Origin of the sequence: Ideonella sp. (assembly GCF_035254525.1) — a bacterium.
Lineage (GTDB): Bacteria > Pseudomonadota > Gammaproteobacteria > Burkholderiales > Burkholderiaceae_C > Ideonella.
This window is the reverse complement of the sequence record NZ_DATFAN010000025.1, coordinates 16251-36497: the sequence shown is the minus strand read 5'-3', so window position 1 is coordinate 36497 and position 20247 is coordinate 16251. Positions and strand designations below refer to the sequence as shown.

Below are 20247 nucleotides of genomic sequence, written 5' to 3'. Positions count from 1 at the left end.
ATTCGGCTCCGGCAAGGCGCTCCGAAGGAGCTGCCGCTCTTCAAGTGGCGTGCGCGGATCCGGCTTTGCCGGGCCGCTGCGCGAGCCCCCTCGGGGGGCAGCCCCCGGAGGGGGCGTGGGGGCTCAATCCCCCCGCAGCTGCCGCGCCGTGCCCATGGCCTTCAGCGCGGCGCGGTTGACCTCGCCGGGTGAGAGCATCATCGCCTCGGTGTGCTCGCGGATGTCGATCGGCGACTCCGCCTCGACCGCGATCGCCAGATCCAGCGACGGCTGGTACGGCCCTTCGCCGTCGACCAGCGCCTGCTGCACCCGCTCGGGCACCGGCAGCGAGCCGAGCAACTGGCCGAAGGTCTGGCCCAGCATGCGGTCGAGCAGCGAGAACACGCCGCACAGGAACACCTCGTTGCGCATCGTCTCGTCGCCGTGCTGGCGGGCCAGCTCTTCCATGAACAGGCCGCGGCGCACCGCGAGGAACATCATCGGCTTCAGGTCGGGATCATCGACCGCGCTGGTCATCAGCAGCGCCAGCCAGCGCTTGAGCCGGTTGTAGCCCAGCATCATCAGCGCGTGCGAGAAGGAGTTGATCTCGACCGACAACCCGAAGCCCGGTGAGTTGATGTAACGCATCAGGCGGAAGGCGAGCGACGGGTCGCCACGCAGCACGGCTTCGAGCTTGGCTGCCGGCTCTTCGCGGTCGACGCGCTGGATCAGGTCCATCACGACCGCCACGCTGCCCGGCACGCCCTTCTTCGGCTTGCTGCCGTCGGGCGCATCGCCCAGCGGCCAGCCGAGCACGGCCTGCGCGCCGCGCTTGAAGCTGTCACCCGCTTCCGCCGGGCTGGCGTTGCCAGATTGCACGAACGGCAGCGAACGCACCGCGCCGGCGCCGGGCGCGGCGGACTGCCGGCGGTCGTCTGCGCGGTCGACGATCGCGAGCTTGAAGCAGCCCATCAAGTCGGGCGGCAGCGGCGTCAGCGGACGGCCCTTGAGCACCATCGCGAGACCGTCGGCTGCGCGCTGGCGGATGCGGTCGGCCCACACCGGCTCGCCGGCCAGGAAGGCCGGCACCTCGACCATCAGGTGGGCCGGGGTCTTGACATCCATCAGCGCCGCCAGCCACTGCTCACTGGTCAGGTTCAGCGACATCGCGCCGGAATCCGCCGGCCAGGCGTCCGCCAGCGCGGCCAGCAGGCCGTTCGGGTCGGGCACGGCGCCCTCGTGGGCGGGGTGCACCGTCAGTCGGGTCGTCACCGGTTGGCGGCGCGCATCGAACATCGCACCGCAGCCCAGGATCACGTGTTCGAGGACGGCCGTCATGTTTACCTAAGTCTTGATGTAGTCGAACAGCGACATGCGCTGCATCGTCGAGTAAGTCTGCAGAGCGGCTTCGTAGCCGGTTTGCTGGTTCTGGAAATCGGAGATCGCCTGGACCATGTCCAGATCCTCGGCGTCCGACCGGGTCGATTCGCCGAAGAGCTTGAGATCATCGAGCCGCCCGGCCACCCCGTCAATGCGGTTGAGGATCTCGCCGGTCATGCTGCGCGTGGACTGCAGATGATCGCTGAGCGAATCGATGTCGCGCAGGCCATTTTGCACGGTCTGGGTGACCTGGGCGCCGGTGCGCGAGGGCGTCTTCAGCTCGCTCACCACACGGTCGAGCGCATCGAACACGCTCAGGTCGTCGGCCGAGGGCGCCATCTCGAAGCTGTCGCCATCGGCCGGGTTGCCGCTGACCGCGACGGCCATGCCGTCGATCTCGATCGCCTGGCCGGAGACGTAGGGCGCGCCGCTGACCGCCGTCGCCACGCCGTCCTTCAGGATCGAGTAGGACGTCGTGCCGCCGGAGACCGTGAAATTGATCGAATAGGTCGAGCCGGTGATCTGGTCGGGCGCGGTCACGCGGCCGGCGTCGACCCAGGCACCGGCGGAGTTGACGTTACGCGTCTCGAACACGCCGTTGCCGCTGGGCGACTTGAGCCAGACTTCGCCGCCGTCCAGCGTCAGCGGCAGCGGCTCGTCGGACGCCACGCGCACCGCGCCGCCGGTGCCGACGTAGTCCACGCCGCCCGGCCGGTCGAGGAAGGGCGGCCGGCCCGAGCCCTGGCCCGAGAAGACGTAGCCGCCCGCGCCGTCGCTGCGGTTGGCCACGCCCATCAGTTGCTTGCGGATCTCGGCAAGCTGGTTGGCCAGGTCGGCGCGCTCGGCGTCGCTGTAGCTCGCGTCGCCAGCGGAGACGATCAGCTCGCGCGCCTGCTGCATGAGCTCGCCGGCATTGGCCAGCGCCGATTCGGTCAGCGTCATCGAGTTGCGGCTGGCGTCGACCGCGCGCTGGGTCGACTCCGCGCGCTGCATCAGCGCGCGGGCCCGCTCGGCGCGCGCCGCGGCCGTCGGGTCGTCGCTCGCGTGCAGCACGCGCAGGCCGCTGGTCAGGCGTTGCTGCGCGTCGGTCATGTCGCCCTGGCGGCGCTGCAGGTTGGCGATCGAGCTGGCGTAGGCGAGGAAGGTGGACGTGCGCAACATGATGGTTATCCGGCGATCTGCAGCATGGTGTCGAAAACGGACTGCGCCACCTGCAGCACCTTGGCTGCGGCCTGGTAGCCCTGCTGGTACTGGATGAGCTTGGCCGCCTCTTCGTCGAGGTTGACGCCGGTCTTGGAGGCCAGTGCCTCGGCGGCCTGCGTCGACGAGGCGCCGGAGATGTCCGCCGAGACGCGCGCGCCCTGCACGCGCACGCCGACGTCGGCCATCGTGTCGGCGTAGGCATCGGTCACCGTCGCGCCGTTGATGTAGTTGCCGTTCGAGTCCAGCGTGCGGCCGACGAAGCGCTCGTCGGCCAGTTCGGACTGGGCCAGCGCGTTGCCGTTGTTGGTCTGCGGGAACAGCGTCTTGTCCACCGTCACCGTGTCGCCGGTCGCCGGCACGCCGTTGAGTGAGAGCGCGAAGCCGTTCAGCTCGATCGGCTCGCCGGCCGTCCATTGGCCGGTGCCGCTGCTGGCCAGCGTGCCGCTCGTGCGGTCGCGCAGCTCCCAGGTGTAGGCGCCGGTGTCGTCGCTGAAGGTGATGGTGGCGGTGAGGTTCGGGTCGACGCTGCCGTCGGTCATGCGCAGCTGGTCGATCGTCGCCGTGCCGGTGTTGTTGACGCCCACCGTGGCCTGCACCGGCTGGGCAGCAGCGATGCCGGCCGGGTCGTCGAGGAGGCGGTGCATGCCGCTGGCCGCGCGGCCCACCGGCTGCAGCAGGAAGCGGTCGGTCGCGGCCGGCGCAGGCGTGCCGATGTGGACCGTGAAGCCGTCGATCGTGTCGCCGTCGGCCACGCTGCGGGAGACGCCATCGGACAGGCGCACGACTTCGTACTGGCCGGGGTTGTTGGGGTCGGCGCGCAGCGAATAGTCGCTGGCCTGCAGCAGGCTGGCGTCGGCGATGTCCAGGCTCACCGACGAGATCAGGTTGCCGCTGGCGTCGCGCGCGTTGTCGGCCGAGGGCAGCGCCTGCGGCGCGCCCACCGCGAAGATGTCGGAACCCGCGTTGCCGTTCAGGTCGACGCCGAGCGACTGCGCCTCGTTGACCTTGGTGGCGAAGGCCATGGCCATCTGGCCGACGCGGTTGCGCGCATCGACGAGGTCCTCGTTCTGGAATTTGAGCAGGCCGGCCATCGAGCCGCTGGTGATCAGATCGCCGCCGAGGTCCAGCGACTGCCCGTTGGAGGTGACCGACAGCGCGACGCGCGAGGCATCGAGATCGTCGGGGCGCACCGTCAACTCGGCCGCCTCGGCGCCCAGCACCAGCCGGTGGCCGCCGGCCAGGAAGACCCCGACCGTGCCGTCGGACGCGGGAATCGTCGTCACGTTGACGTACCCGCTGATCTCGGAGATCAGCTGGTCGCGCTGGTCCATCAGGTCGTTAGGCTGCTGGGTCTGGCCGCGGTTGGCCGAGATCTGCGCGTTCAGGTCGGCCACGCGCGCGGCCAGCGCGGTCACGGTGCGGGCCGAGTTCTGCATGTCGCTGCGCACGCCGGCCTGCATCATGTCCAGCCGGGCCGCCGTGCTGGCGAAACGGTCGCTCACGTCGGCGGCGCGGGCCAGCACCGCCTGGCGCGCCGAGTTGTCGGCCGGCGCGTTGGCCAGGTCGACCATCGAGGCGAAGAAATCGCCCATCGCATAGCCCAGGCCCGCCTCGCCGGTGGGAAACAGGTTCTCGAGCTGGCTGAGCTGACCATGGCGGGCGGCATCGGACGCGGCCACCGAGCGGGCCGCGGCGGCCTGCATCGTCAGGAACTGGTCGTGCGCGCGCTTGACGTTGACGACATTGACACCCTTGCCGAAGAAGCCCGCGCCGGTGAACTGCCCGTTCGCGGTGGCCAGCTCGACTTCCTGGCGCGAGTAGCCCTCGACGTTCGCATTGGCGATGTTGTGGCCGGTGACGTTGAGCGACGCCGTGTTGGCGAACATCGCCCGCATCCCGATCGACATGAGGGTGGATCCGGCCATGCGATGTCTCCTGCGCCCTTACGCGGTGGCACTGCGTTGCAGGCGCAACGTGGTGTTGATGACCTTCGACAGCTTCTCGGCGTAGGCCGGGTCGGTGGCATAACCCGCACGCTGCAGGCCATGGGCGAAGCGGTGCGCGTCGCCGCGCGAGGCCAGCACCTGCTCGTAGCGCGGGTTGTTCTTCATCAGCTGCGCGTAGTCGGCGAAGCTCTCGGCATAGCTGGAGTAGGCGCGGAACTTCTGCACCACCTTGCGGGCCTGGCCGTTGGTGTACTCGGTCGTCACCACGTCGGCGGTCGGCCCGTTCCAGTTGCTGCCGGCCTTGATGCCGAACAGGTTGTAGGCCGGCGTGCCGTCCGCGTGGCGGATTTCCTTGCGGCCCCAGCCGGTCTCGTGCGCGGCCTGGGCGATCATGAACGAGGCCGGGATACCGGTGCTGGCCTCGGCCTGCGCGGCCGCGCCCTGGTGCTGCTGCACGAAGCCCGCCGCCGCCTGCTGCGGAATCTTCACGTCGGCGTTCGGCTTGAAGGGGTTGACCGGCGTGTGGTTGGCGCTGTCGTTCTTCGGGATCGGGCCGGGATTCAGGCCCATCTGGCGCTCGAGCTGGCGGGCGATGATGTCGGACAGCCCGCCCGGCTGGCCCGCGAGCTTGCCGGCCCACTGGGTATCGAGCATCTCGGAGCCGAGCTTGGTGGCCTCGTTGTCGAGCATGCCGGTCGACTGCGCGGATTCGCGCATGGTCTTCAGCAGCTGCTGCATGAACAGCGACTCGAACTGTTTCGCCGCCTCGCGCACCGCGGCCTTCGGGTCCTGCGCGGCGCGCTGCTTGAGGTTCTCGATGCCACGCGCATCGCCATAGCTGGTGCGGGCCAGCAAGGCGGGGTTGTTGATCGGGTTGGCGGCCATCGCTGTCGCGGCTGTCGTCAGATCACTTCGAGCTCGGCCTGCAGCGCGCCGGCCGACTTCATGGCCTGCAGGATCGCGAGCAGGTCCTGCGGCGTCGCGCCGAGCGAGTTGAGCGCCTTGACCACGTCGGCCAGCTGGGCGCCGGCGGGCAGCGCGATGATCGAGCCGCCTTGCTGCTGGATCGAGATGTCGGCCTTCTCGCTGACGACCGTCTGCCCCGGCGACAGCGCGCCCGGCTGGCTGATGACCGGTGTCGAGCTGATCGTGACCGACAGGCTGCCGTGCGCGACCGCGCAGGGCGCGAGCGTCACGGCCTGGTTCAGCACGATCGAGCCGGTGCGCGGGTTGAGCACGATCTTGGCCGCGGGCTTGGCCAGGTCCAGCGGCAGGTTCTCGATGTCGGCCAGGAAGGCGATGCGCGAATCGCTGTCCATCGGCGCCTTCACCCGCACGACGCGGCCGTCCAGCGCCTGTGCCGTGCCCGCGCCCTTCGCGGCGTTGATGGCCTGGGCCACCGAGCGGGCGGTGGCGAAATCGGCCGAATTCAGGTCGAGCTGGATCGAATCGCCCTGGTTCAGCGGGGTGGGCACGGCGCGCTCGACCGTCGCGCCCTGCGGGATGCGGCCGCCGGACAGGTGGTTGATCTGCACCTTCGAGCCGCCGGCCGAGGCGCCGGCGCCGCCGACGATCAGGTTGCCCTGGGCGACGGCGTAGACCTGGCCATCGGCGCCCTTGAGCGGCGTGGCCACCAGCGTGCCGCCGCGCAGGCTCTTGGCGTTGCCGATCGAGCTGACGCTGACGTCGATCTGCTGGCCCGGCTGGGCAAAGGCGGGCAACTGGGTCGTGACCAGCACCGCCGCGATGTTCTTCAGCTGCATCTGGCTGCCGGGCGGCACGGTGATGCCCATCTGCTGCAGCATCGAGGTGATGCCCTGCTGGGTGAACGGGGTCTGCTGGGTCTGGTCGCCGGTGCCGTCCAGGCCCACCACCAGGCCGTAGCCGATCAGCTGGTTCGAGCGCACGCCCTGCACCGAGGCGACTTCCTTGATGCGCTGGGCCGCGCTCGCGGGCCAGGGCCACCACAGGGCGGCGCTGGCGACCACGGTGGCCAGGGCCATCGCGGCGCGCAGGATTCGGTCGGCAGGGGTGTTCATGGTGAAGGATTCTGTGCAGGCTCAGATGGGCCAAAGGCTCAAAAAGAATCGAGCCAACCAGCCAGTTCCCTGGGCGTCGGCCATCGCGCCGCGGCCGCGCTTCTCGACCCGCACGTTGGCGACCTGCGCGCTCGGGACCACGTTGCCGGGCTGGATGGCGCGCGGGTCGACCTGGCCGGTGAAGCGCAGCACGTCCACGTGCTGGTTGACGCCGATCTGCTTCTCGCCGGCGACCAGCAGGTGGCCGTTGGGCAGCACGCCGACCACCGTCGAGGTGATGGTGCCGGTGAAGTCGTTGTTGCTCGTCGTGGCGCCCTTGCCCTCGAAGGTGTTGCTGCTCGACGCGGTGGCCTTCGCGCCCGCCAGGTGGCTGAGCTTCACGCCGGGCAAGGCGCTGATCCCGGCCGAGAGATCGCCGGTCTTGTCGACCGTCGAGTTGGCGCTCTGGCTGGCGGAGATCTTCTCGACGATCTGGATCGTCAAGGTGTCGCCGACCAGGCGCGCACGGTGGTCCTCGAACAGCGGGCGGTAGGCGGCGGCCTGGTAGATCGAGCCGGTGACCGGCGCCTGCGCGACCATGTTCTGGGTGACGGGGGTCAGCGGCGGAATCGCCGTCGGGCCGTTCTCGGGCAGGGCCGGCGCGGTGGCGGTCGGGAAGTCGACCTTGGCCTCGGTCGGCATGACCTCGCAGGCCGCGAGCCAGGCCAGCGGCAGCAGCGCCACCACGGTGCGAAGCAGCTTCTTCATCATCGTGCCGATCACAGCTGCGACAGACGCTGCAGCATCTGGTCGGAGGTGGAGATGGCCTTCGAATTCAGTTCGTAGGCGCGCTGGGTCTGGATCATCGACACCAGCTCCTCGACGACGTTGACGTTGCTGGTCTCGAGAAAGCCCTGCTGCAGGCTGCCGAGGCCGGAGTTGCCGGGCGAGGCGCTGTTCGGCGTGCCCGACGAGGCCGTTTCGCCGAACAGGTTGCCGCCGCGCGGCTCGAGGCCGCCGGGGTTGACGAAGCTGGCGAGCTGCAGCTGCCCTACCGACTGCGGCGTGGACTGGCCGGGCAGTGCGACGGTGACGGTGCCGTCGGCGGCGATCGTCACGCTCTGCGCGTTGGCCGGGATCGTGATACCGGGCTGCACGAGGTAGCCGGTGTTGGTGACGAGCTGGCCTTGCGAATCGAGCTGGAACGAGCCGTCGCGCGTGTACGCCGTGCCGCCATCGGGCAGCTGGATCTGGAAGAAGCCGTTGCCCTTGATCGCCACGTCGAGGTTGCCGCCGCTTTGCTGCAGGTTGCCCTGGCTGAAATTGCGGGCGGTGGCCGCGGCACGCGTGCCCAGGCCCACCTGCAGGCCGGTGGGCAATTGCGTCTGGTCGGAACTGGCGGCGCCGGATTGCCGCAGGTTCTGGTAGATCAGGTCCTCGAACTGCGCATGCGCCCGCTTGTAGCCGCTGGTGGCCACGTTGGCGAGGTTGTTCGAGATGTGGTCCAGCTGGGTTTGCTGGGCTTCCATCCCGGTCTTCGAGATCCAGAGCGAGCGAATCATGTGGGGTGCTCCCGCATTGAGGGGTCTGGCACCGATGATCCGCTCGACTTGAGCGGTCTGAGGCGTGGAATAGCGGGGTCTTGTGCCGCCCTATTCGCGCGTCAGTGGGTCAGGCTTCCGCCACGCCGCTGGATGCGGCACGCCAGGGGTTGCCCTGGGCGCCGTAGACCGGCGCCTTGGCGGCCTCGGGCAGCAGGATCTCGATCGACTTGTCGAGCGACACGCTGGCGCGGGCAATGGCTTCGCGCAGCGCCGCGACCTGGCCGCCGGCGATGGCCAGGCGGCGGCGCAGCGCAGGCGGCATGCCGCCGTTGCGGGCGGCGCGGGTCGAGCGGTCGACCGCCAGGGTCAACGCACGGTGCAGCGCGCCGGACGCGGCCTCGGTTGCATCGGCGTCGTGCGCCTTGAGGGCTTCGGCCAGTTCGGCCAGGCGCGCTTCCACCGCGGCGAGCGCCGATTCCAGATCGGCGGTCTCGCGCAGCACGTGTTGTTCGGCGGAGGAGCTCAGCATGGTGCGGTGGGGTCGGGCCAGGGTGAGACAAATCCTGCCGCGCGCCCCGGGGGCGTGCAGCAGGAAGACGAAGGGCTGGGCGGAGCGGCTTCAGGCCGCCACCGCGATCACGGCGTGCGAACTACGACGAGTACTTGCGCAGCAGCTCTTGCGTGTTGGCAATCAGCTTGTCGGCGATCTTGTCGGCGTTGACCTCGAACTTGCCGTCGCGGATGGCCTGGGCCATGCGCTGGACCTTTTCGGCATCGAAGGTGCCGTCGGTGTCTGCGCTGCTGATCAGGCTGGCGGTGGACGAGATCTGCACCGTCGCGCTCGGTTCGGCAGCGCCGCCACCGGTGGCCGACTTCTCGGCGCTGCCCGACCTGCGGTCGTTCTGCAACGTCGCCACGGCGGGTTTGGATTCGAGCGGACCGATTTTCATGATGCTCTCCTGGATACCACGGCGAAAGGGAAAACCCGGTAGGTTCTTTTCGCCATGGATCGGGTTTCGACAGCCGCCGAGCGAACTTTAGGACTATTTATCACAGCATCACCTCCACCTGCCGATCGCCCACCGGGCGACCCTGCAGCAGCCGGCCCGATTCGGTGCGCACCCGCACCGTCTGGCCTTCCAGGCCCGGGTTCATGGCCTCGGCCTCGGTGACGACCTGCCAGCCCGGGCCACCGGCCACGACGCGCACGGTCTCGCCGGCGGCAAAGAACTGGCGCGCTTTCAGGTCGGCGGCGCGCAACGCGCTGCCGGCTGCGAGCGGGCGGGCCAGCGTGCGGCCGACCGCCAGCCCCGGCTGGCCGATCGGCAGGCCTGGCGCCGCGGCCAGGTCGACCTCGGCTTCGGTGAAATGCTCGGGCGCCAGCGTGGTGCCGGCGGCCAGCGCGGCCTGGGTCACCAGTGAGCGCGCATAGACGTGCACCGTCACCGGCAGCGTCACGTTCCAGGGCTTGGGCCCTTGCGTGCACTTCAGGCCGATGCGGGTGCGCCCCCAGACCGGCAGGCCGGGCGGCAGATAGGGTTCGATACGCTGGCACGGCGCCAGCTTCAGGCGCGGGTCCAACTGGCCCACCTCGACCTCGATGCGGGCGTCGCGCAGCCCGGCGCGACCGGCGCTGTCGCGCGCCAGCTGCTGCACCTGGGCGCCGACGGCCGCGATCTCGGCCTCGCCGCCCACCCCGGCGCCCACGCCCTGGCCCCGGGCCACGACGGCGGCACCCAGCAGCGCGAGCGCACCGAGGCACCGCGCCGCGGCACGCCAGGCAGGCAAGAGGGGATGGCATCTCATGGCCTGTGACTTTATGCAGGCCCGCTCGCCGCCAAGACGGGAAATGCAGGGGGTGCGGCCCGCTATTCGGGCCTTTCGCGCCCGGACCGACTTCCACAATCGGCGAACGCGGTGTTCCCCCCGGTTATCGGCCACACCGCACCGAACCTGAAGGAACTCGCCGCCATGAACGTCAACCGCCTGACCAGCACGCTGGATTTCCAAGCGCAGGCGCTGACGCTGCGCGCCGAACGCCAGCGCGTGATCGCCAGCAACATCGCCAACGCGGACACGCCCGGCTACCAGGCGCGTGATCTCGATTTCTCGGCTGCGCTGAAAGCCGCCACCGGCGAATTGCCGGCCACCGCCCAGATGGCCACCACGCAGCGCGGCCACCTGGCGCTGCCCGGCGGCGCGACCGCCACCGAAGCCGCGCTGCGCTACGCCACGCCGAGCCAGACCAACCTCGACAGCAACACCGTGGACATGGACCGCGAGCGTGCCAGCTTCGCCGAGAACTCGGTGAAGTACGAGGCCACGCTGCGCTTCATCAACGGCCACGTGCGCGAGATGCTGGACGCGATGAAGAGCCCGACCCAGGGTTGAACCCCGAGCCGATGACGGAGCGCTGACATGAGCATGTTCAAGGTTTTCGATATTTCCGGCAGCGCCGTGTCGGCGCAAAGCCAGCGCCTGAACGTCGTCGCCTCGAACCTCGCCAACGCCGACAGCGTGGCCGGCCCGGATGGCCAGGCCTACAAGGCGCGCCAGGTCGTCTTCCAGACCGTGCTGATGGGCGCGGCCGGCAGCGCCGCCGGCGGCGACCCCGGTGCGCCGACCGACGGCAGCGCGGGCGTCAGGGTCTCGACGATCACCGAAGACCAGGCCCCCGGCAAGCGCCTGCACATGCCCGGCCACCCGGCCGCGGACGCGGAAGGGTACGTGACCTTCAGCAACGTGAACCCGGTGGAGGAGATGGTCAACATGATCTCCGCCTCGCGTTCGTACCAGAACAACATCGAGGTGATGAACACCGCGAAAACCTTGCTGCAGAAGACGCTGCAGCTCGGCCAAGGTTGAAAAGGACATAGGCCATGAGCGTCAGCGGCGTCAGCAACACCAATACCAACACCAGCAGCCAGCTCACCAGCGAGACGACCAGCGCGCAGGAGCAATCCGACCGCTTCATGAAGCTGCTGGTCGCGCAGATGCAGAACCAGGATCCGCTGAACCCGCTGGACAACGCGCAGGTCACGACGCAGATGGCGCAGATCAGCACCGTCACCGGCCTGGAGAAGCTCAACACCACCGTCACCGGCCTGAACAGCCAGTTCGTGCAGCTGCAGGCGATGCAGAGCGCCGCACTGATCGGCCACGACGTGGCGATCGAAGGCAACACGCTGCGCGTGCAGGACGGCACCGGCGACGGCGGCTTCGAGCTGTCGAGCGACGCGCGCAACGTCAAGGTCGAGATCCAGAACGCCGCCGGCACGACCATCGGCACCGTCGAGCTGACCGACCTCGAGGCCGGCCGCCATGACTTCAGCTACGCCGTGCCCGAGGCCTACCGCAGCAGCGACCTGAGCTTCAAGGTCACCGCCACCAACGGCTCGACGTCGGTCGAGGCGATGACGCTGGCCCACCAGCGCATCCAGGCCGTCAGCAGCTTCGGCAACACGCTCGCGCTCGAGCTGGTCAACGGCGACCGCGTGGCCTACGACGCGGTCTGGGCCTTCCTCTGATCCGAACGCGACACCTCCCCTTCTTCCCCAGGAGCAGCCCCCCATGAGCTTCCAGCAAGGTCTTTCCGGCTTGAACACCACGTCCAAGAGCCTGGAGGTGATCGGCAACAACATCGCCAACGCGAACACCTACGGCGCCAAGGGTTCGCGCGCCGAGTTCGCCGACATGTATGCCGCGGCGCTGAACGGCGCGGGCACCAACCAGATCGGCATCGGCGTCAGCCTGGCCTCGGTGTCGCAGCAGTTCACGCAAGGCGGCATCACCGCCACCGAGAACCCGATGGACCTGGCGATCAACGGTTCCGGCTTCTTCCAGCTCAGCGACACCAGCGGCAGCACGACCTACAGCCGCAACGGCCAGTTCAAGGTCGACCAGAACGGCTACATCGTCAACAACGGCGGCTCACGCCTGATGGGCTACATGGCCGACGGCAACGGCGTGATCCAGCCCGGTGCCGCCGTGCCGCTGCAGTTGCCCACCGCTGGCATCGAGCCGAACCCGACGACCAGCATCGACCTGGAGATGAACCTCGACTCCGGCGACGCGGTGATCCCCAACGCGACGCCGCGCATCGATTTCACCGCCGCCTCCACCTACTCGGAAGCCACCGAGATGACGGTGTACGACGCCAAGGGCGCGCCGGTCACGCTGAGCTACTACTTCCAGAAGACGGCCACCGACACCTGGGACGTGTTCGTCACCGCCAACGGCAACTCGGTGGGCGGCACCAACGCCGACCCGCAGCCGGTGACCACCCTCACCTTCGACAGCGACGGCTCGACCTTCACCTCGAGCAACAGCACGCTGAACGTGCCGGCCACGACCGCCTCGAACGGTGCCGAGACCCTGGCCATCAGCGGCATCGACCTGGGCTTCGACGGCTCGACACAGTACAAGTCGTCCTTCGCCGTGACCGACCTCGCGCAGGACGGCTACTCGGCCGGCTCGCTCTCGGGCATCACCTTCGATTCGTCGGGCACCGTGATGGCCCGCTACACCAACGGCCAGACCAAGCCGGCCGGCCAGCTGCAACTGGCCAACTTCCGCAACCCGCAGGGGCTGCAGCCGCTCGGCGGCAACGGCTGGCGCATGACCTACACCTCGGGCGACCCGATCGTCGGCGTGCCCGCCTCGGGCGCCTTCGGCGCGCTGCAGGCCGGCGCGCTGGAAGAGTCCAACGTCGACCTGACCGGCGAGCTGGTCAACATGATCACCGCGCAGCGCAACTACCAGGCCAACGCCCAGACCATCAAGACGATGGACCAGGTGATGCAGACCCTCGTCAATTTGCGCTGACCCTGACCCGAACGACTGACGCCACCGAGGGGCCGCGATGGACCGCATGATCTACCTGTCGATGTCCGGCGCGAAGGCCGCGATGGACCGCCAGGACGTGCTCGCGCACAACCTGGCCAACGCCTCGACCACCGGCTTTCGCGAGGAGCTCGCCGCTTCGCGCGCGGTGCCGGTGCGCGGCGACGGCGCCTCGACCCGCGTCTACTCGCTCGAGACCACGGTCGGCTACAAGTCGGCCTCGGGCGACGTGCAGGCCACCGGCCGCAGCCTCGACGTGGCGATGAAGGGCAACTCGTGGCTGGCCGTGCAGGGCCTGGACGGCACCGAGGCCTACACCCGCGCCGGCGCGCTCGAAGTGAATGCCGAAGGGCTGCTGGTCACCCGCAGCGGCCTGCCCGTGATGGGCGACGGCGGCCCGATCACCCTGCCCAACCGCGCCGAAGTGCAGATCGCGCCCAACGGCACCGTGAGTGCCACGGTCGACGGCGGCAAGCCGCAGTCGGTGGGCAAGCTCAAGCTCGTCACGCCCGAAACGGACAGCCAGCTCACCCGCGGCACCGACGGCCTGTTCCGCAGCGCCGGCGGCGACCTGCCCGCCGACGCCACCGCCCAGGTGCAGGACGGCGCCCTCGAAGGCTCCAACGTCAGCCCGGTCGAGACCATGATCGCGATGATCTCGGCCGCCCGGCAGTTCGAGCACCAGATGAAGCTGATCCAGACCTCCGAGAAGCAGGAGCAGTCGGCGGCGAAGCTGTTGTCGGCGAACGGCTGACGCCCTGTCGCCCTCGGGTCGGGCATTGGCATCGGAGGAGCCGTCGGCCGACAGGCCGGCGGCGGGGGACACGAGCGTAGCGGAACGCCCCGACTCCCTGATCCCGAACAGACCGCCGCCAGGCTCAGTGCGCCACCACCGCCGGAACCGAGAACTCCCGCCCCACCACCGCCCTGGCGTAGAAGTAGTTGGCCCGGGCGCGTTCGCTCAGCTCGTCCAGGCACACCTCGCCCCTCGGGCCGCAGGGGAAGCTCAGCCCGCGGCCCTCGCGGAAAAGGGACATGAAGCGCAGTTCGTAACAATCGCCGTCGGGCGGCGTCGTTGCGTGGGTGCTCGTGTTCATGATCGACCTCCACGGTCCAGCATCTTGCACAGCCTCTGATACGCGGCGCGCCACCGTTTGGAGGCGGCGCCGCTTCGTTCAGGGTCTTGCTGATGAATACGGAAAATCGGGTCGAATCAGGACATCAGCCGGGAGGCCGCGTCACTGGAAGTGCGACAGCATCCGCTCCAGCGTCGCGAGGAACGGGGTTTCCATCAGCGGCAGCATGAACAGCAGGCTGGTCAGGCCGACGCCCATCGTGATCGGGAAGCCGATCGAGAAGATGTGGGTCTGCGGGGCGACGCGCGAGATCACGCCCAGCACCAGGTTCACGAACATCATGATCGCGATCAGCGGCAGCGCGATCCACAGGCCCATCTTGAAGACCTCGGCGCCCCACTGGTGCGGCAGCGTGGCGGTGAGAAAGGCAAACGGCTCGGGCCCGGCCGGGAAGACGGTGAGGCTTTGCACCACCGCGGCGATCACCGTCAGGTGGCCGTTGACGACGATGAACAGGAAGGCGACCAGCGTGCCGAAGAAGCGGCTGACGGCCGTGGTCTGAGTGGCCGTCATCGGGTCGAAGAAGCCCGCGAAGTTCATGCCCATCTGCAGCCCGGCGATCTCGCCGGCGAATTCGACGGTGGCGAACACGATGCGCACCGCGAAGCCCAGCGACAGCCCGATCAGCAGCTGCTGCACCACCAGCAGCACCGCCGGCGCCGAATCCAGCGCGACCGGCGGGATGGGCGGCGCCACGTTGCTCGCGCACACCGCCACCAGGAAGGCCAGGGCCACCCGCACCCGCATCGGCACCAGGCGCTGGCCCATGACCGGCATCGCCTGGAACAGCGCCAGCACGCGCAGGAAGGGCCACAGCACCGGCGTGATCCACGCCAGCAACTGGGCTTCGGTGAGGGTGATCACACCGGCAGCGATCAGGCAGCGGCGCCCGGGATCGCCAGCAGCATGTTGCGCAGGTAGTCGACCAGCGTGCTCATCATCCACGGGCCGGCGACCGCGCACACGGCCACCGCGGCGAGCAGCTTGGGCACGAAGCTCAGGGTGGCCTCGTTGATCTGCGTGGCGGCCTGGAAGATGCTGACCAGCACGCCGACCACGAGGATCACGATCAGCATCGGTGCCGACACCGTCAGCAGCATGATCAGGCCCTGCTGGCCGTAGGTGAAGACTTGGCTTGCGTCCATCGGATTCTCACGTCGCGAAGCTCGCCGCGAGCGAGCCGAGCAGAAGGTTCCAGCCATCGGCCAGCACGAACAGCATCAGCTTGAACGGCAGGGCCACCAGCACCGGCGACAGCATCATCATGCCCAGCGACATCAGCACGCTGGCGACGATCATGTCGATGATCAGGAAGGGCACGAAGATCAGGAAGCCGATCTGGAACGCGCTCTTGAGCTCGCTGGTCACGAAGGCCGGCACCAGCACCTTGAACGGCACGTCCTCGCCCTTGACCGACGGGTCCAGCTTGGCCAGCTTGGCGAACAGCTGCACATCGGCCTGGCGCGTCTGCTTGAGCATGAAGGCGCGCATCGGCACCTCGCCACGCTTCAGGGCCTCGTCGAAGGCGATCTGGTTGGCCGAGTACGGCACCCAGGCCTCGGCATAGACCTTGTCGATCGTCGGCGACATCACGAAGAAAGTCAGGAACAGCGACAGACCGACGATCACCTGGTTCGGCGGTGCGGCCTGCGTGCCCAGCGCCTGGCGCAGCAGGCCCAGCACGATGACGATGCGGGTGAAGCCCGTCATCAGCAGCAGCACCGCCGGCAGGAAGGACAGCGCGGTGAAGAACAGCAGCGTCTGAATCGGCACCGAATAGCTGGTGCCGCCCGCGCCCTGGCCGATGACCAGCGGCAGCGCCGGCGCCGCCTGCGCGTGGGCTTCGCCAGGCACCAGCACGGCGCCCAGCAGCATCAGCGCGACCGCGTACAGCGCGCGCTGGTGGGGCCTGGGCTTATTCATTCGCCGCGCCCCCATCGGCCGGGCCGCGGCCCGAACGCCACTTGGCGATCAGCTGGTTCACGGTGTGCGCCTGCGGCGTGCGCAAGGCGGCGGGCACCTCGGCCGGGGCATCGAGCTGCGTCAGGCAGTTGATGCTCTCGTTGGTCACGCCCAGCACCAGCCAGCGCGCGGTGGCGCCCTGCCCCAGCTCGACGACGACCACGCGCTGCGACGGCGACAGCGCCAGGCTCGACACCGTGCGCATCAGCCCATCCTGGCCGGCGCCGGCGTAGCCGCTGCGGCGCAGCAGCCACAACGCGATCGGGATCAGCGCGACGACGGCGACGAAGGCCAGCAACGGCGTCAGTGACGAAGACGGCATGTCAAGTCCTGGACAGGCGGCGCATGCGCTCGCTCGGGGTCACGATGTCGGTCAGGCGGATGCCGAACTTGTCGTTCACGACCACGACCTCGCCCTGGGCGATCAGGAAGCCGTTGACCAGCACGTCCATCGGCTCGCCGGCCAGTGTCTCGAGCTCGACCACCGAGCCCTGCGCCAGCTGCAGGATGTTCTTGATCGGGATGCGGGTGCGGCCGAGCTCCACCGTCAGCTGGACGGGGATGTCCAGGATCATGTTGAGATCGTTGGCCTGGCCTGGCGTGCCCCCGGTGGGCGCGAAGTTGGTGAACGCCGCGGGAGCCACCTGCTCGGCCGGCGCCGCCAGCTCGCTGGCCACGTCGTTGCCGCCCCCTTTGGACTCGGCCAGGGCAGCGGCCCAGGCGTCGGCCATGTCGTCTTGTTCATTGGCCATTGCAGGCTCCTTCAGCTGACATTGGATTCCCCGAGCCAGCCCAGACCCGAGCTGGAGAGCAGTCGATCGATCTTGATCGCGTAGTGCCCGTCGGACGTGCCGTAGTGGCAATCGAACACCGGCACGCCATCGACCTTGGCCTGGATCATCGGCAGCAGGTCGAGCTCGACGAAATCGCCGGGCTTGAAGGCGAGCAGCTGCTCGACGGTGGCTTGCGCGGTGCCCAGCTCGGCCACGAGGTCGACCTCGGCGGACTGGATCTGCTGCTTGAGCAGGTTGACCCAGCGGCGGTCCGGCTCGGTCGAGTCGCCCTGGATCGACGAATACAGCACGTCGCGGATCGGCTCGAGCGTCGAGTACGGGATGCAGAAGTGGATCGTGCCCGAGGTCTCGCCGATCTCGAGCGTGAACGAGGAGGCGACGACGATCTCGCTGGGCGTCGCGATGTTGGCGAACTGCGGCTGCATCTCCGAGCGCTGGTAGTCCAGCTCCAGCGGGTAGATGCCTTTCCACGCGTTGCGGTACTCGGTGATGATGCAGTCGACCATCCGCTCGATCACGCGCTGCTCGGTGGCCGAGAAGTCACGGCCCTCGATGCGGGTGTGGAACTTGCCGACCCCGCCGAACAGGGCGTCGATCACCGCGAAGACGATGCTCGGGTCGCAGACGATCAGCCCCGAGCCGCGCAGCGGCCGCACCGAGACGATGTTGAAGTTCGTCGGCACGACGATCTCGCGCAGGAAGGCCGAGTATTTCTGGACCTTGATGCCGTTGATCGAGACTTCCGGGCTCTTGCGGATGAAGTTGAACAGCCCGATGCGGATGTTGCGCGCGAACCGCTCGCCGATGATCTCCATCGTCGGCATGCGGCCGCGGACGATGCGCTCCTGGCTCGCGATGTCGTAGTTGCGGATGCCGCCCTCGGGCGTCTCATCCTGCTCGAGCTTCTGGCTCTCGCCGGTGATGCCCTGCAGCAGTGCATCGACTTCGTCTTGCGAAAGGATCTGCTGGTTCATGGACCGCAGTGCTCGCTCGTTATTGAATGATGAAGGAGGAGAACTGGACGGACTTGATCGGCAGCTCTTCGGCGTCTTCCGCCTTGGCCTTGGCCTTCTTCTTTTTCTTCTTCGCGGCGGCGGCTTCTTCCTCGTCGGGCAGCTCGAATCCCATCGGGCGCAGGGCCTCGCGGCGCACCTCGACGGCGAGCTGCTCCTTGCCCTCGGGCTCCATCAGCTCCTGCGAGGTCTTGTGCGCGAGCAGCAGCAGGATGTTGTTGCGGATCGCCGGCATGTAGGCCTTGATCTCGTCGCCCACGTGGGCATCGGCCACCTCGAGCGTGATGCCCACCTGCGCGAAGCGGTCGGCCTCGCGGTCGGCCAGGTTGACGACGAAGGGGTCCAGCGGCACGAACACCGGCGGCGCCAGCTTCTCGCCCTTCTTCTTTTCCTTGGCGGCGGGCTTGTGGCCGCTGTCGGCGACGTCGCCGTCTTCGTCCTCGGCTTCGGCGGCCGCCGCGGCGTCGGCCTTCTTCTTCAGGTAGACGGCCGTGCCGCCGCCCATCAGGCCCAGCAGCACGGCTGCGGCGGCGATGATGATGATCAGCTTCTTCTTGCCCTTCTTCGGGGCGACTTCAACGGCCTCGGCGGCGGCTGCAGCGGCAGACATGACGGCGGCTCCTTGCTCGGTTCGCTGGCGGGGCGGCACGGCCGCCCAGGGCGGCACGCGAAGACCTCGCGGTTGCAGCCATTATTGGAAGCAAGGGGGTCGCTCGAAGGGGCAATAAGCGGGTGATTTCCACGCTGTCCCGCGCTTGGAACAGCCGGCCGGGTCAGCTCAGGCGACGAGGTCGATCAACCCGCGCTGTGCCGGCCGCGCCGCCGCGGCGGCCGTCTGGGCGCCTTCGCGCGCCGGCGCCAGCCAGCCGGGCAGCGCGAACGCGCGCTGGCCCTCGGCCTCGCCCTGGCGGGCGTGCTGGCCGGTCTGGTCGGACACGCTGCCGCCGGCCAGCGACAGGCCGACATCGCCCAGGGCCTCGGCCAGCTGGGGCAGCGCCTCGGCCAGCGCTTCGCGCGTGGCGGCCACGTCGGCGCCGAGCTGCACCTCGGTGCGGCCGCCTTGCAGCGCGATGCGCACGTCGATCGGGCCCATGTCCTGCGGGTTCAGCTCGAGCGTGGCGTATTGCACGCCGTCCTTGAGCCAGGTGTTCAGCTGCGCCCCCAGCGCGGCCGGGAAGGCGGCGCTGCCCGGCGCCGGGGCCAGCGTGGCCTGGGCCGGCGTGGCCTCGGGCGGCGGGGTGGGTGCGCCGCCGGCCGGGCCGAGGCTGGCGAGCGAGAAATCGGCATGGGCGGCGGCACCGGCCTGCGCGGCATCGGCATTCGCCGCCAGGTTGGCTGGCATCGCGCCCAGCATCGACTGAAGGCCCGCGAAATCAGGCGGGTTGCCGGCGCCCAGGGCCTGCGCGTCACGCACGGCGAGCTGGGCGAGGCCGTGTGCTTTGCCGTCGGCCCGCCCGTCGGCGATCGATTCGAGCCCGGCGCCGCCTCGGCGGCCGGCGGCATCGGCGGTGCCGACGGTGGCCTTCGTGCGCGCCGCGGCCAGCAGGCCGGCACGGCGCAGCGCGGCATTCAGCTCGGGCGCGGGCGCGTCCTGCGGCTGCGGCGGGGTCGCTGCGGCGTCGCCGTCGGCCGCATCGCGCGCCGCGTGGTGCTTGGGCTCGGCCCGGTGCGTGCCGGTGTCTTGGGCCTCGTTGCCCGACGGCTCGTCGGGTGCCTCGGCCGCCGCGTCGGCGCCGGCCGAGGCGCCCTCCTCGTCCGCGGCGCCTTGCAGCAGCTGCGCGAAGGGCGACGTGCCCGGCTGGCCGGTCGAAGCAGCGTGCGGGGCCCGCGGCCGGGCGGCGGACGCGTGGGCCGGGGCGGCGGCTTGAGGAGCGGGGGCGGGGGCAGTCAGGCTCATGCGGAACGCGTCATGGGGGGGTCGATGGGGGCGCCGGCAGCGGCTGTCCGGTCAGGCCGCGGCGGCAAAGGCCGACACGCGCGCCCAGGTCAGGCGCTGGGCCGCCTCGTCGAGGGTCTTCTGCTCGCGGCGCAATTCGTGCAGCGTCGCCGCCTGGGCACGGCGCTCGATCAGGCGCTGAACGGTCGCCACCTTGGTCTCGCGGTGGCGCAGGCGCGCCCGGGCCGCCTGAACACGGGTCGACGCCTGGTCGGCCACGCCCTGCTGGGCGCCGATGGCCTGTTCCAGCCGGTCGACGAAGCCCTGGTAGCAATGCAGGATCTCGATCGGCGCACGCTGGGCGAACTGCGCGGCCCATCGCTTGCGGTACTCGCCGCGGTAGGCCACGAGCGAGTCGGCCTGCTCGCGCGCGGCCAGCGCCTGGCGCTCGGCCTCGCGCCACTCGGCCAGCGCGGCGTCGCGCTTTTCCCTTTCACGTTCGAGCAGGGTGTTCAGCAGGTTCAGGCGGTCCATGGGTCAGTGCTCGGGTGAGG

Annotated in this window: 25 protein-coding genes; 5 read left to right on the top strand and 20 right to left on the bottom strand. The window is 69.4% G+C overall.

Annotation, left to right across the window (positions count from 1 at the left end; translation table 11 throughout):
- Positions 1–123: 123 nt before the first annotated feature.
- From VJ693_RS02380 to flgA, 10 genes are all read right to left on the bottom strand, one after another.
- Positions 124–1317, bottom strand: coding sequence for an EAL and HDOD domain-containing protein (locus VJ693_RS02380; RefSeq protein WP_324151862.1), 1194 nt, complete (start codon positions 1315–1317; stop codon positions 124–126).
- A 6-nt stretch (positions 1318–1323) separates the two neighbouring features.
- On the bottom strand, positions 1324–2520 hold the full coding sequence (gene flgL, locus VJ693_RS02375; protein WP_324151861.1) for a flagellar hook-associated protein FlgL: 1197 nt from the start codon (positions 2518–2520) through the stop codon (positions 1324–1326).
- A gap of 5 nt (positions 2521–2525) precedes the next feature.
- A complete protein-coding gene (gene flgK / locus VJ693_RS02370) occupies positions 2526–4487 on the bottom strand; it encodes a flagellar hook-associated protein FlgK (RefSeq protein ID WP_324151860.1) in 1962 nt (653 codons plus the stop codon).
- An 18-nt stretch (positions 4488–4505) separates the two neighbouring features.
- The gene (flgJ, locus tag VJ693_RS02365) at positions 4506–5393 is read right to left on the bottom strand and encodes a flagellar assembly peptidoglycan hydrolase FlgJ (protein ID WP_324151859.1); all 888 of its coding nucleotides are present in this window, start codon (positions 5391–5393) and stop codon (positions 4506–4508) included.
- Positions 5394–5410: 17 nt separating this feature from the next.
- On the bottom strand, positions 5411–6547 hold the full coding sequence (locus tag VJ693_RS02360; protein ID WP_324151858.1) for a flagellar basal body P-ring protein FlgI: 1137 nt from the start codon (positions 6545–6547) through the stop codon (positions 5411–5413).
- Between the two features lie 21 nt (positions 6548–6568).
- Positions 6569–7294 (bottom strand): flagellar basal body L-ring protein FlgH, encoded by a 726-nt coding sequence (locus VJ693_RS02355; protein ID WP_324151857.1) that lies wholly within the window; start codon positions 7292–7294, stop codon positions 6569–6571.
- An 11-nt stretch (positions 7295–7305) separates the two neighbouring features.
- A complete protein-coding gene (gene flgG / locus VJ693_RS02350) occupies positions 7306–8088 on the bottom strand; it encodes a flagellar basal-body rod protein FlgG (protein WP_324151856.1) in 783 nt (260 codons plus the stop codon).
- A 109-nt stretch (positions 8089–8197) separates the two neighbouring features.
- Entirely contained in the window at positions 8198–8599 is a 402-nt protein-coding gene (locus VJ693_RS02345) for a hypothetical protein (protein ID WP_324151855.1), read from the bottom strand.
- A 121-nt stretch (positions 8600–8720) separates the two neighbouring features.
- Positions 8721–9020, bottom strand: a complete 300-nt coding sequence (gene flgM, locus VJ693_RS02340; RefSeq protein ID WP_324151854.1) for a flagellar biosynthesis anti-sigma factor FlgM — start codon at positions 9018–9020, stop codon at positions 8721–8723.
- Positions 9021–9120: 100 nt separating this feature from the next.
- Positions 9121–9876, bottom strand: coding sequence for a flagellar basal body P-ring formation chaperone FlgA (gene flgA / locus VJ693_RS02335; protein ID WP_324151853.1), 756 nt, complete (start codon positions 9874–9876; stop codon positions 9121–9123).
- A gap of 165 nt (positions 9877–10041) precedes the next feature.
- Here flgA and flgB point away from each other — a divergent pair, with 165 nt between their 5' ends.
- The 5 genes from flgB to flgF are packed head-to-tail and all read left to right on the top strand — an operon-like array spanning position 10042 to position 13666.
- Positions 10042–10461, top strand: a complete 420-nt coding sequence (gene flgB / locus VJ693_RS02330; RefSeq protein WP_324151852.1) for a flagellar basal body rod protein FlgB — start codon at positions 10042–10044, stop codon at positions 10459–10461.
- Between the two features lie 27 nt (positions 10462–10488).
- Positions 10489–10935: a flagellar basal body rod protein FlgC gene (flgC, locus tag VJ693_RS02325; protein WP_324151851.1), complete on the top strand. Its 447-nt coding sequence runs from the start codon at positions 10489–10491 to the stop codon at positions 10933–10935.
- A 14-nt stretch (positions 10936–10949) separates the two neighbouring features.
- The gene (locus tag VJ693_RS02320; protein WP_324151850.1) at positions 10950–11597 is read left to right on the top strand and encodes a flagellar hook assembly protein FlgD; all 648 of its coding nucleotides are present in this window, start codon (positions 10950–10952) and stop codon (positions 11595–11597) included.
- Positions 11598–11640: 43 nt separating this feature from the next.
- Positions 11641–12894 carry a flagellar hook protein FlgE gene (gene flgE, locus VJ693_RS02315; RefSeq protein WP_324151849.1) on the top strand — a complete coding sequence of 418 codons (1254 nt, stop codon included), beginning with the start codon at positions 11641–11643 and terminating at the stop codon, positions 12892–12894.
- A 37-nt stretch (positions 12895–12931) separates the two neighbouring features.
- On the top strand, positions 12932–13666 hold the full coding sequence (gene flgF / locus VJ693_RS02310; RefSeq protein WP_324151848.1) for a flagellar basal-body rod protein FlgF: 735 nt from the start codon (positions 12932–12934) through the stop codon (positions 13664–13666).
- A 124-nt stretch (positions 13667–13790) separates the two neighbouring features.
- Here the strand turns inward: flgF and VJ693_RS02305 are convergent, their stop codons facing one another.
- The 10 genes from VJ693_RS02305 to fliJ form a co-directional block, all read right to left on the bottom strand.
- Positions 13791–14009: a hypothetical protein gene (locus VJ693_RS02305; protein ID WP_324151847.1), complete on the bottom strand. Its 219-nt coding sequence runs from the start codon at positions 14007–14009 to the stop codon at positions 13791–13793.
- Between the two features lie 141 nt (positions 14010–14150).
- Positions 14151–14912 (bottom strand): flagellar biosynthetic protein FliR, encoded by a 762-nt coding sequence (gene fliR / locus VJ693_RS02300; RefSeq protein WP_324151846.1) that lies wholly within the window; start codon positions 14910–14912, stop codon positions 14151–14153.
- Positions 14913–14923: 11 nt separating this feature from the next.
- Complete coding sequence (gene fliQ / locus VJ693_RS02295; protein WP_324151845.1) at positions 14924–15193, bottom strand: flagellar biosynthesis protein FliQ; 270 nt, start codon at positions 15191–15193, stop codon at positions 14924–14926.
- Positions 15194–15200: 7 nt separating this feature from the next.
- Positions 15201–15923, bottom strand: coding sequence for a flagellar type III secretion system pore protein FliP (gene fliP / locus VJ693_RS02290; RefSeq protein WP_324151913.1), 723 nt, complete (start codon positions 15921–15923; stop codon positions 15201–15203).
- A 40-nt stretch (positions 15924–15963) separates the two neighbouring features.
- Complete coding sequence (gene fliO / locus VJ693_RS02285) at positions 15964–16332, bottom strand: flagellar biosynthetic protein FliO (RefSeq protein WP_324151844.1); 369 nt, start codon at positions 16330–16332, stop codon at positions 15964–15966.
- Position 16333: 1 nt separating this feature from the next.
- Positions 16334–16762, bottom strand: coding sequence for a flagellar motor switch protein FliN (fliN, locus tag VJ693_RS02280; protein ID WP_324151843.1), 429 nt, complete (start codon positions 16760–16762; stop codon positions 16334–16336).
- Positions 16763–16773: 11 nt separating this feature from the next.
- Positions 16774–17778 carry a flagellar motor switch protein FliM gene (gene fliM, locus VJ693_RS02275; protein ID WP_324151842.1) on the bottom strand — a complete coding sequence of 335 codons (1005 nt, stop codon included), beginning with the start codon at positions 17776–17778 and terminating at the stop codon, positions 16774–16776.
- A gap of 19 nt (positions 17779–17797) precedes the next feature.
- A complete protein-coding gene (locus VJ693_RS02270; protein ID WP_324151841.1) occupies positions 17798–18427 on the bottom strand; it encodes a flagellar basal body-associated FliL family protein in 630 nt (209 codons plus the stop codon).
- 168 nt (positions 18428–18595) lie between these two features.
- Entirely contained in the window at positions 18596–19714 is a 1119-nt protein-coding gene (locus tag VJ693_RS02265) for a flagellar hook-length control protein FliK (protein WP_324151840.1), read from the bottom strand.
- Between the two features lie 51 nt (positions 19715–19765).
- Entirely contained in the window at positions 19766–20227 is a 462-nt protein-coding gene (gene fliJ / locus VJ693_RS02260; RefSeq protein ID WP_324151839.1) for a flagellar export protein FliJ, read from the bottom strand.
- Positions 20228–20247 lie beyond the last annotated feature (20 nt).

What these genes read in the sequence shown, in the direction of transcription:
- VJ693_RS02380 (WP_324151862.1), bottom strand. Translation starts at nt 1,317, where the DNA reads ATGACGGCCGTCCTCGAACACGTGATCCTGGGCTGCGGTGCGATGTTC.
- flgL (WP_324151861.1), bottom strand. Translation starts at nt 2,520, where the DNA reads ATGTTGCGCACGTCCACCTTCCTCGCCTACGCCAGCTCGATCGCCAAC.
- flgK (WP_324151860.1), bottom strand. Translation starts at nt 4,487, where the DNA reads ATGGCCGGATCCACCCTCATGTCGATCGGGATGCGGGCGATGTTCGCC.
- flgJ (WP_324151859.1), bottom strand. Translation starts at nt 5,393, where the DNA reads ATGGCCGCCAACCCGATCAACAACCCCGCCTTGCTGGCCCGCACCAGC.
- VJ693_RS02360 (WP_324151858.1), bottom strand. Translation starts at nt 6,547, where the DNA reads ATGAACACCCCTGCCGACCGAATCCTGCGCGCCGCGATGGCCCTGGCC.
- VJ693_RS02355 (WP_324151857.1), bottom strand. Translation starts at nt 7,294, where the DNA reads ATGAAGAAGCTGCTTCGCACCGTGGTGGCGCTGCTGCCGCTGGCCTGG.
- flgG (WP_324151856.1), bottom strand. Translation starts at nt 8,088, where the DNA reads ATGATTCGCTCGCTCTGGATCTCGAAGACCGGGATGGAAGCCCAGCAA.
- VJ693_RS02345 (WP_324151855.1), bottom strand. Translation starts at nt 8,599, where the DNA reads ATGCTGAGCTCCTCCGCCGAACAACACGTGCTGCGCGAGACCGCCGAT.
- flgM (WP_324151854.1), bottom strand. Translation starts at nt 9,020, where the DNA reads ATGAAAATCGGTCCGCTCGAATCCAAACCCGCCGTGGCGACGTTGCAG.
- flgA (WP_324151853.1), bottom strand. Translation starts at nt 9,876, where the DNA reads ATGAGATGCCATCCCCTCTTGCCTGCCTGGCGTGCCGCGGCGCGGTGC.
- flgB (WP_324151852.1), top strand. Translation starts at nt 10,042, where the DNA reads ATGAACGTCAACCGCCTGACCAGCACGCTGGATTTCCAAGCGCAGGCG.
- flgC (WP_324151851.1), top strand. Translation starts at nt 10,489, where the DNA reads ATGAGCATGTTCAAGGTTTTCGATATTTCCGGCAGCGCCGTGTCGGCG.
- VJ693_RS02320 (WP_324151850.1), top strand. Translation starts at nt 10,950, where the DNA reads ATGAGCGTCAGCGGCGTCAGCAACACCAATACCAACACCAGCAGCCAG.
- flgE (WP_324151849.1), top strand. Translation starts at nt 11,641, where the DNA reads ATGAGCTTCCAGCAAGGTCTTTCCGGCTTGAACACCACGTCCAAGAGC.
- flgF (WP_324151848.1), top strand. Translation starts at nt 12,932, where the DNA reads ATGGACCGCATGATCTACCTGTCGATGTCCGGCGCGAAGGCCGCGATG.
- VJ693_RS02305 (WP_324151847.1), bottom strand. Translation starts at nt 14,009, where the DNA reads ATGAACACGAGCACCCACGCAACGACGCCGCCCGACGGCGATTGTTAC.
- fliQ (WP_324151845.1), bottom strand. Translation starts at nt 15,193, where the DNA reads ATGGACGCAAGCCAAGTCTTCACCTACGGCCAGCAGGGCCTGATCATG.
- fliP (WP_324151913.1), bottom strand. Translation starts at nt 15,923, where the DNA reads ATGCTGCTGGGCGCCGTGCTGGTGCCTGGCGAAGCCCACGCGCAGGCG.
- fliO (WP_324151844.1), bottom strand. Translation starts at nt 16,332, where the DNA reads ATGCCGTCTTCGTCACTGACGCCGTTGCTGGCCTTCGTCGCCGTCGTC.
- fliN (WP_324151843.1), bottom strand. Translation starts at nt 16,762, where the DNA reads ATGGCCAATGAACAAGACGACATGGCCGACGCCTGGGCCGCTGCCCTG.
- fliM (WP_324151842.1), bottom strand. Translation starts at nt 17,778, where the DNA reads ATGAACCAGCAGATCCTTTCGCAAGACGAAGTCGATGCACTGCTGCAG.
- VJ693_RS02270 (WP_324151841.1), bottom strand. Translation starts at nt 18,427, where the DNA reads ATGTCTGCCGCTGCAGCCGCCGCCGAGGCCGTTGAAGTCGCCCCGAAG.
- VJ693_RS02265 (WP_324151840.1), bottom strand. Translation starts at nt 19,714, where the DNA reads ATGAGCCTGACTGCCCCCGCCCCCGCTCCTCAAGCCGCCGCCCCGGCC.
- fliJ (WP_324151839.1), bottom strand. Translation starts at nt 20,227, where the DNA reads ATGGACCGCCTGAACCTGCTGAACACCCTGCTCGAACGTGAAAGGGAA.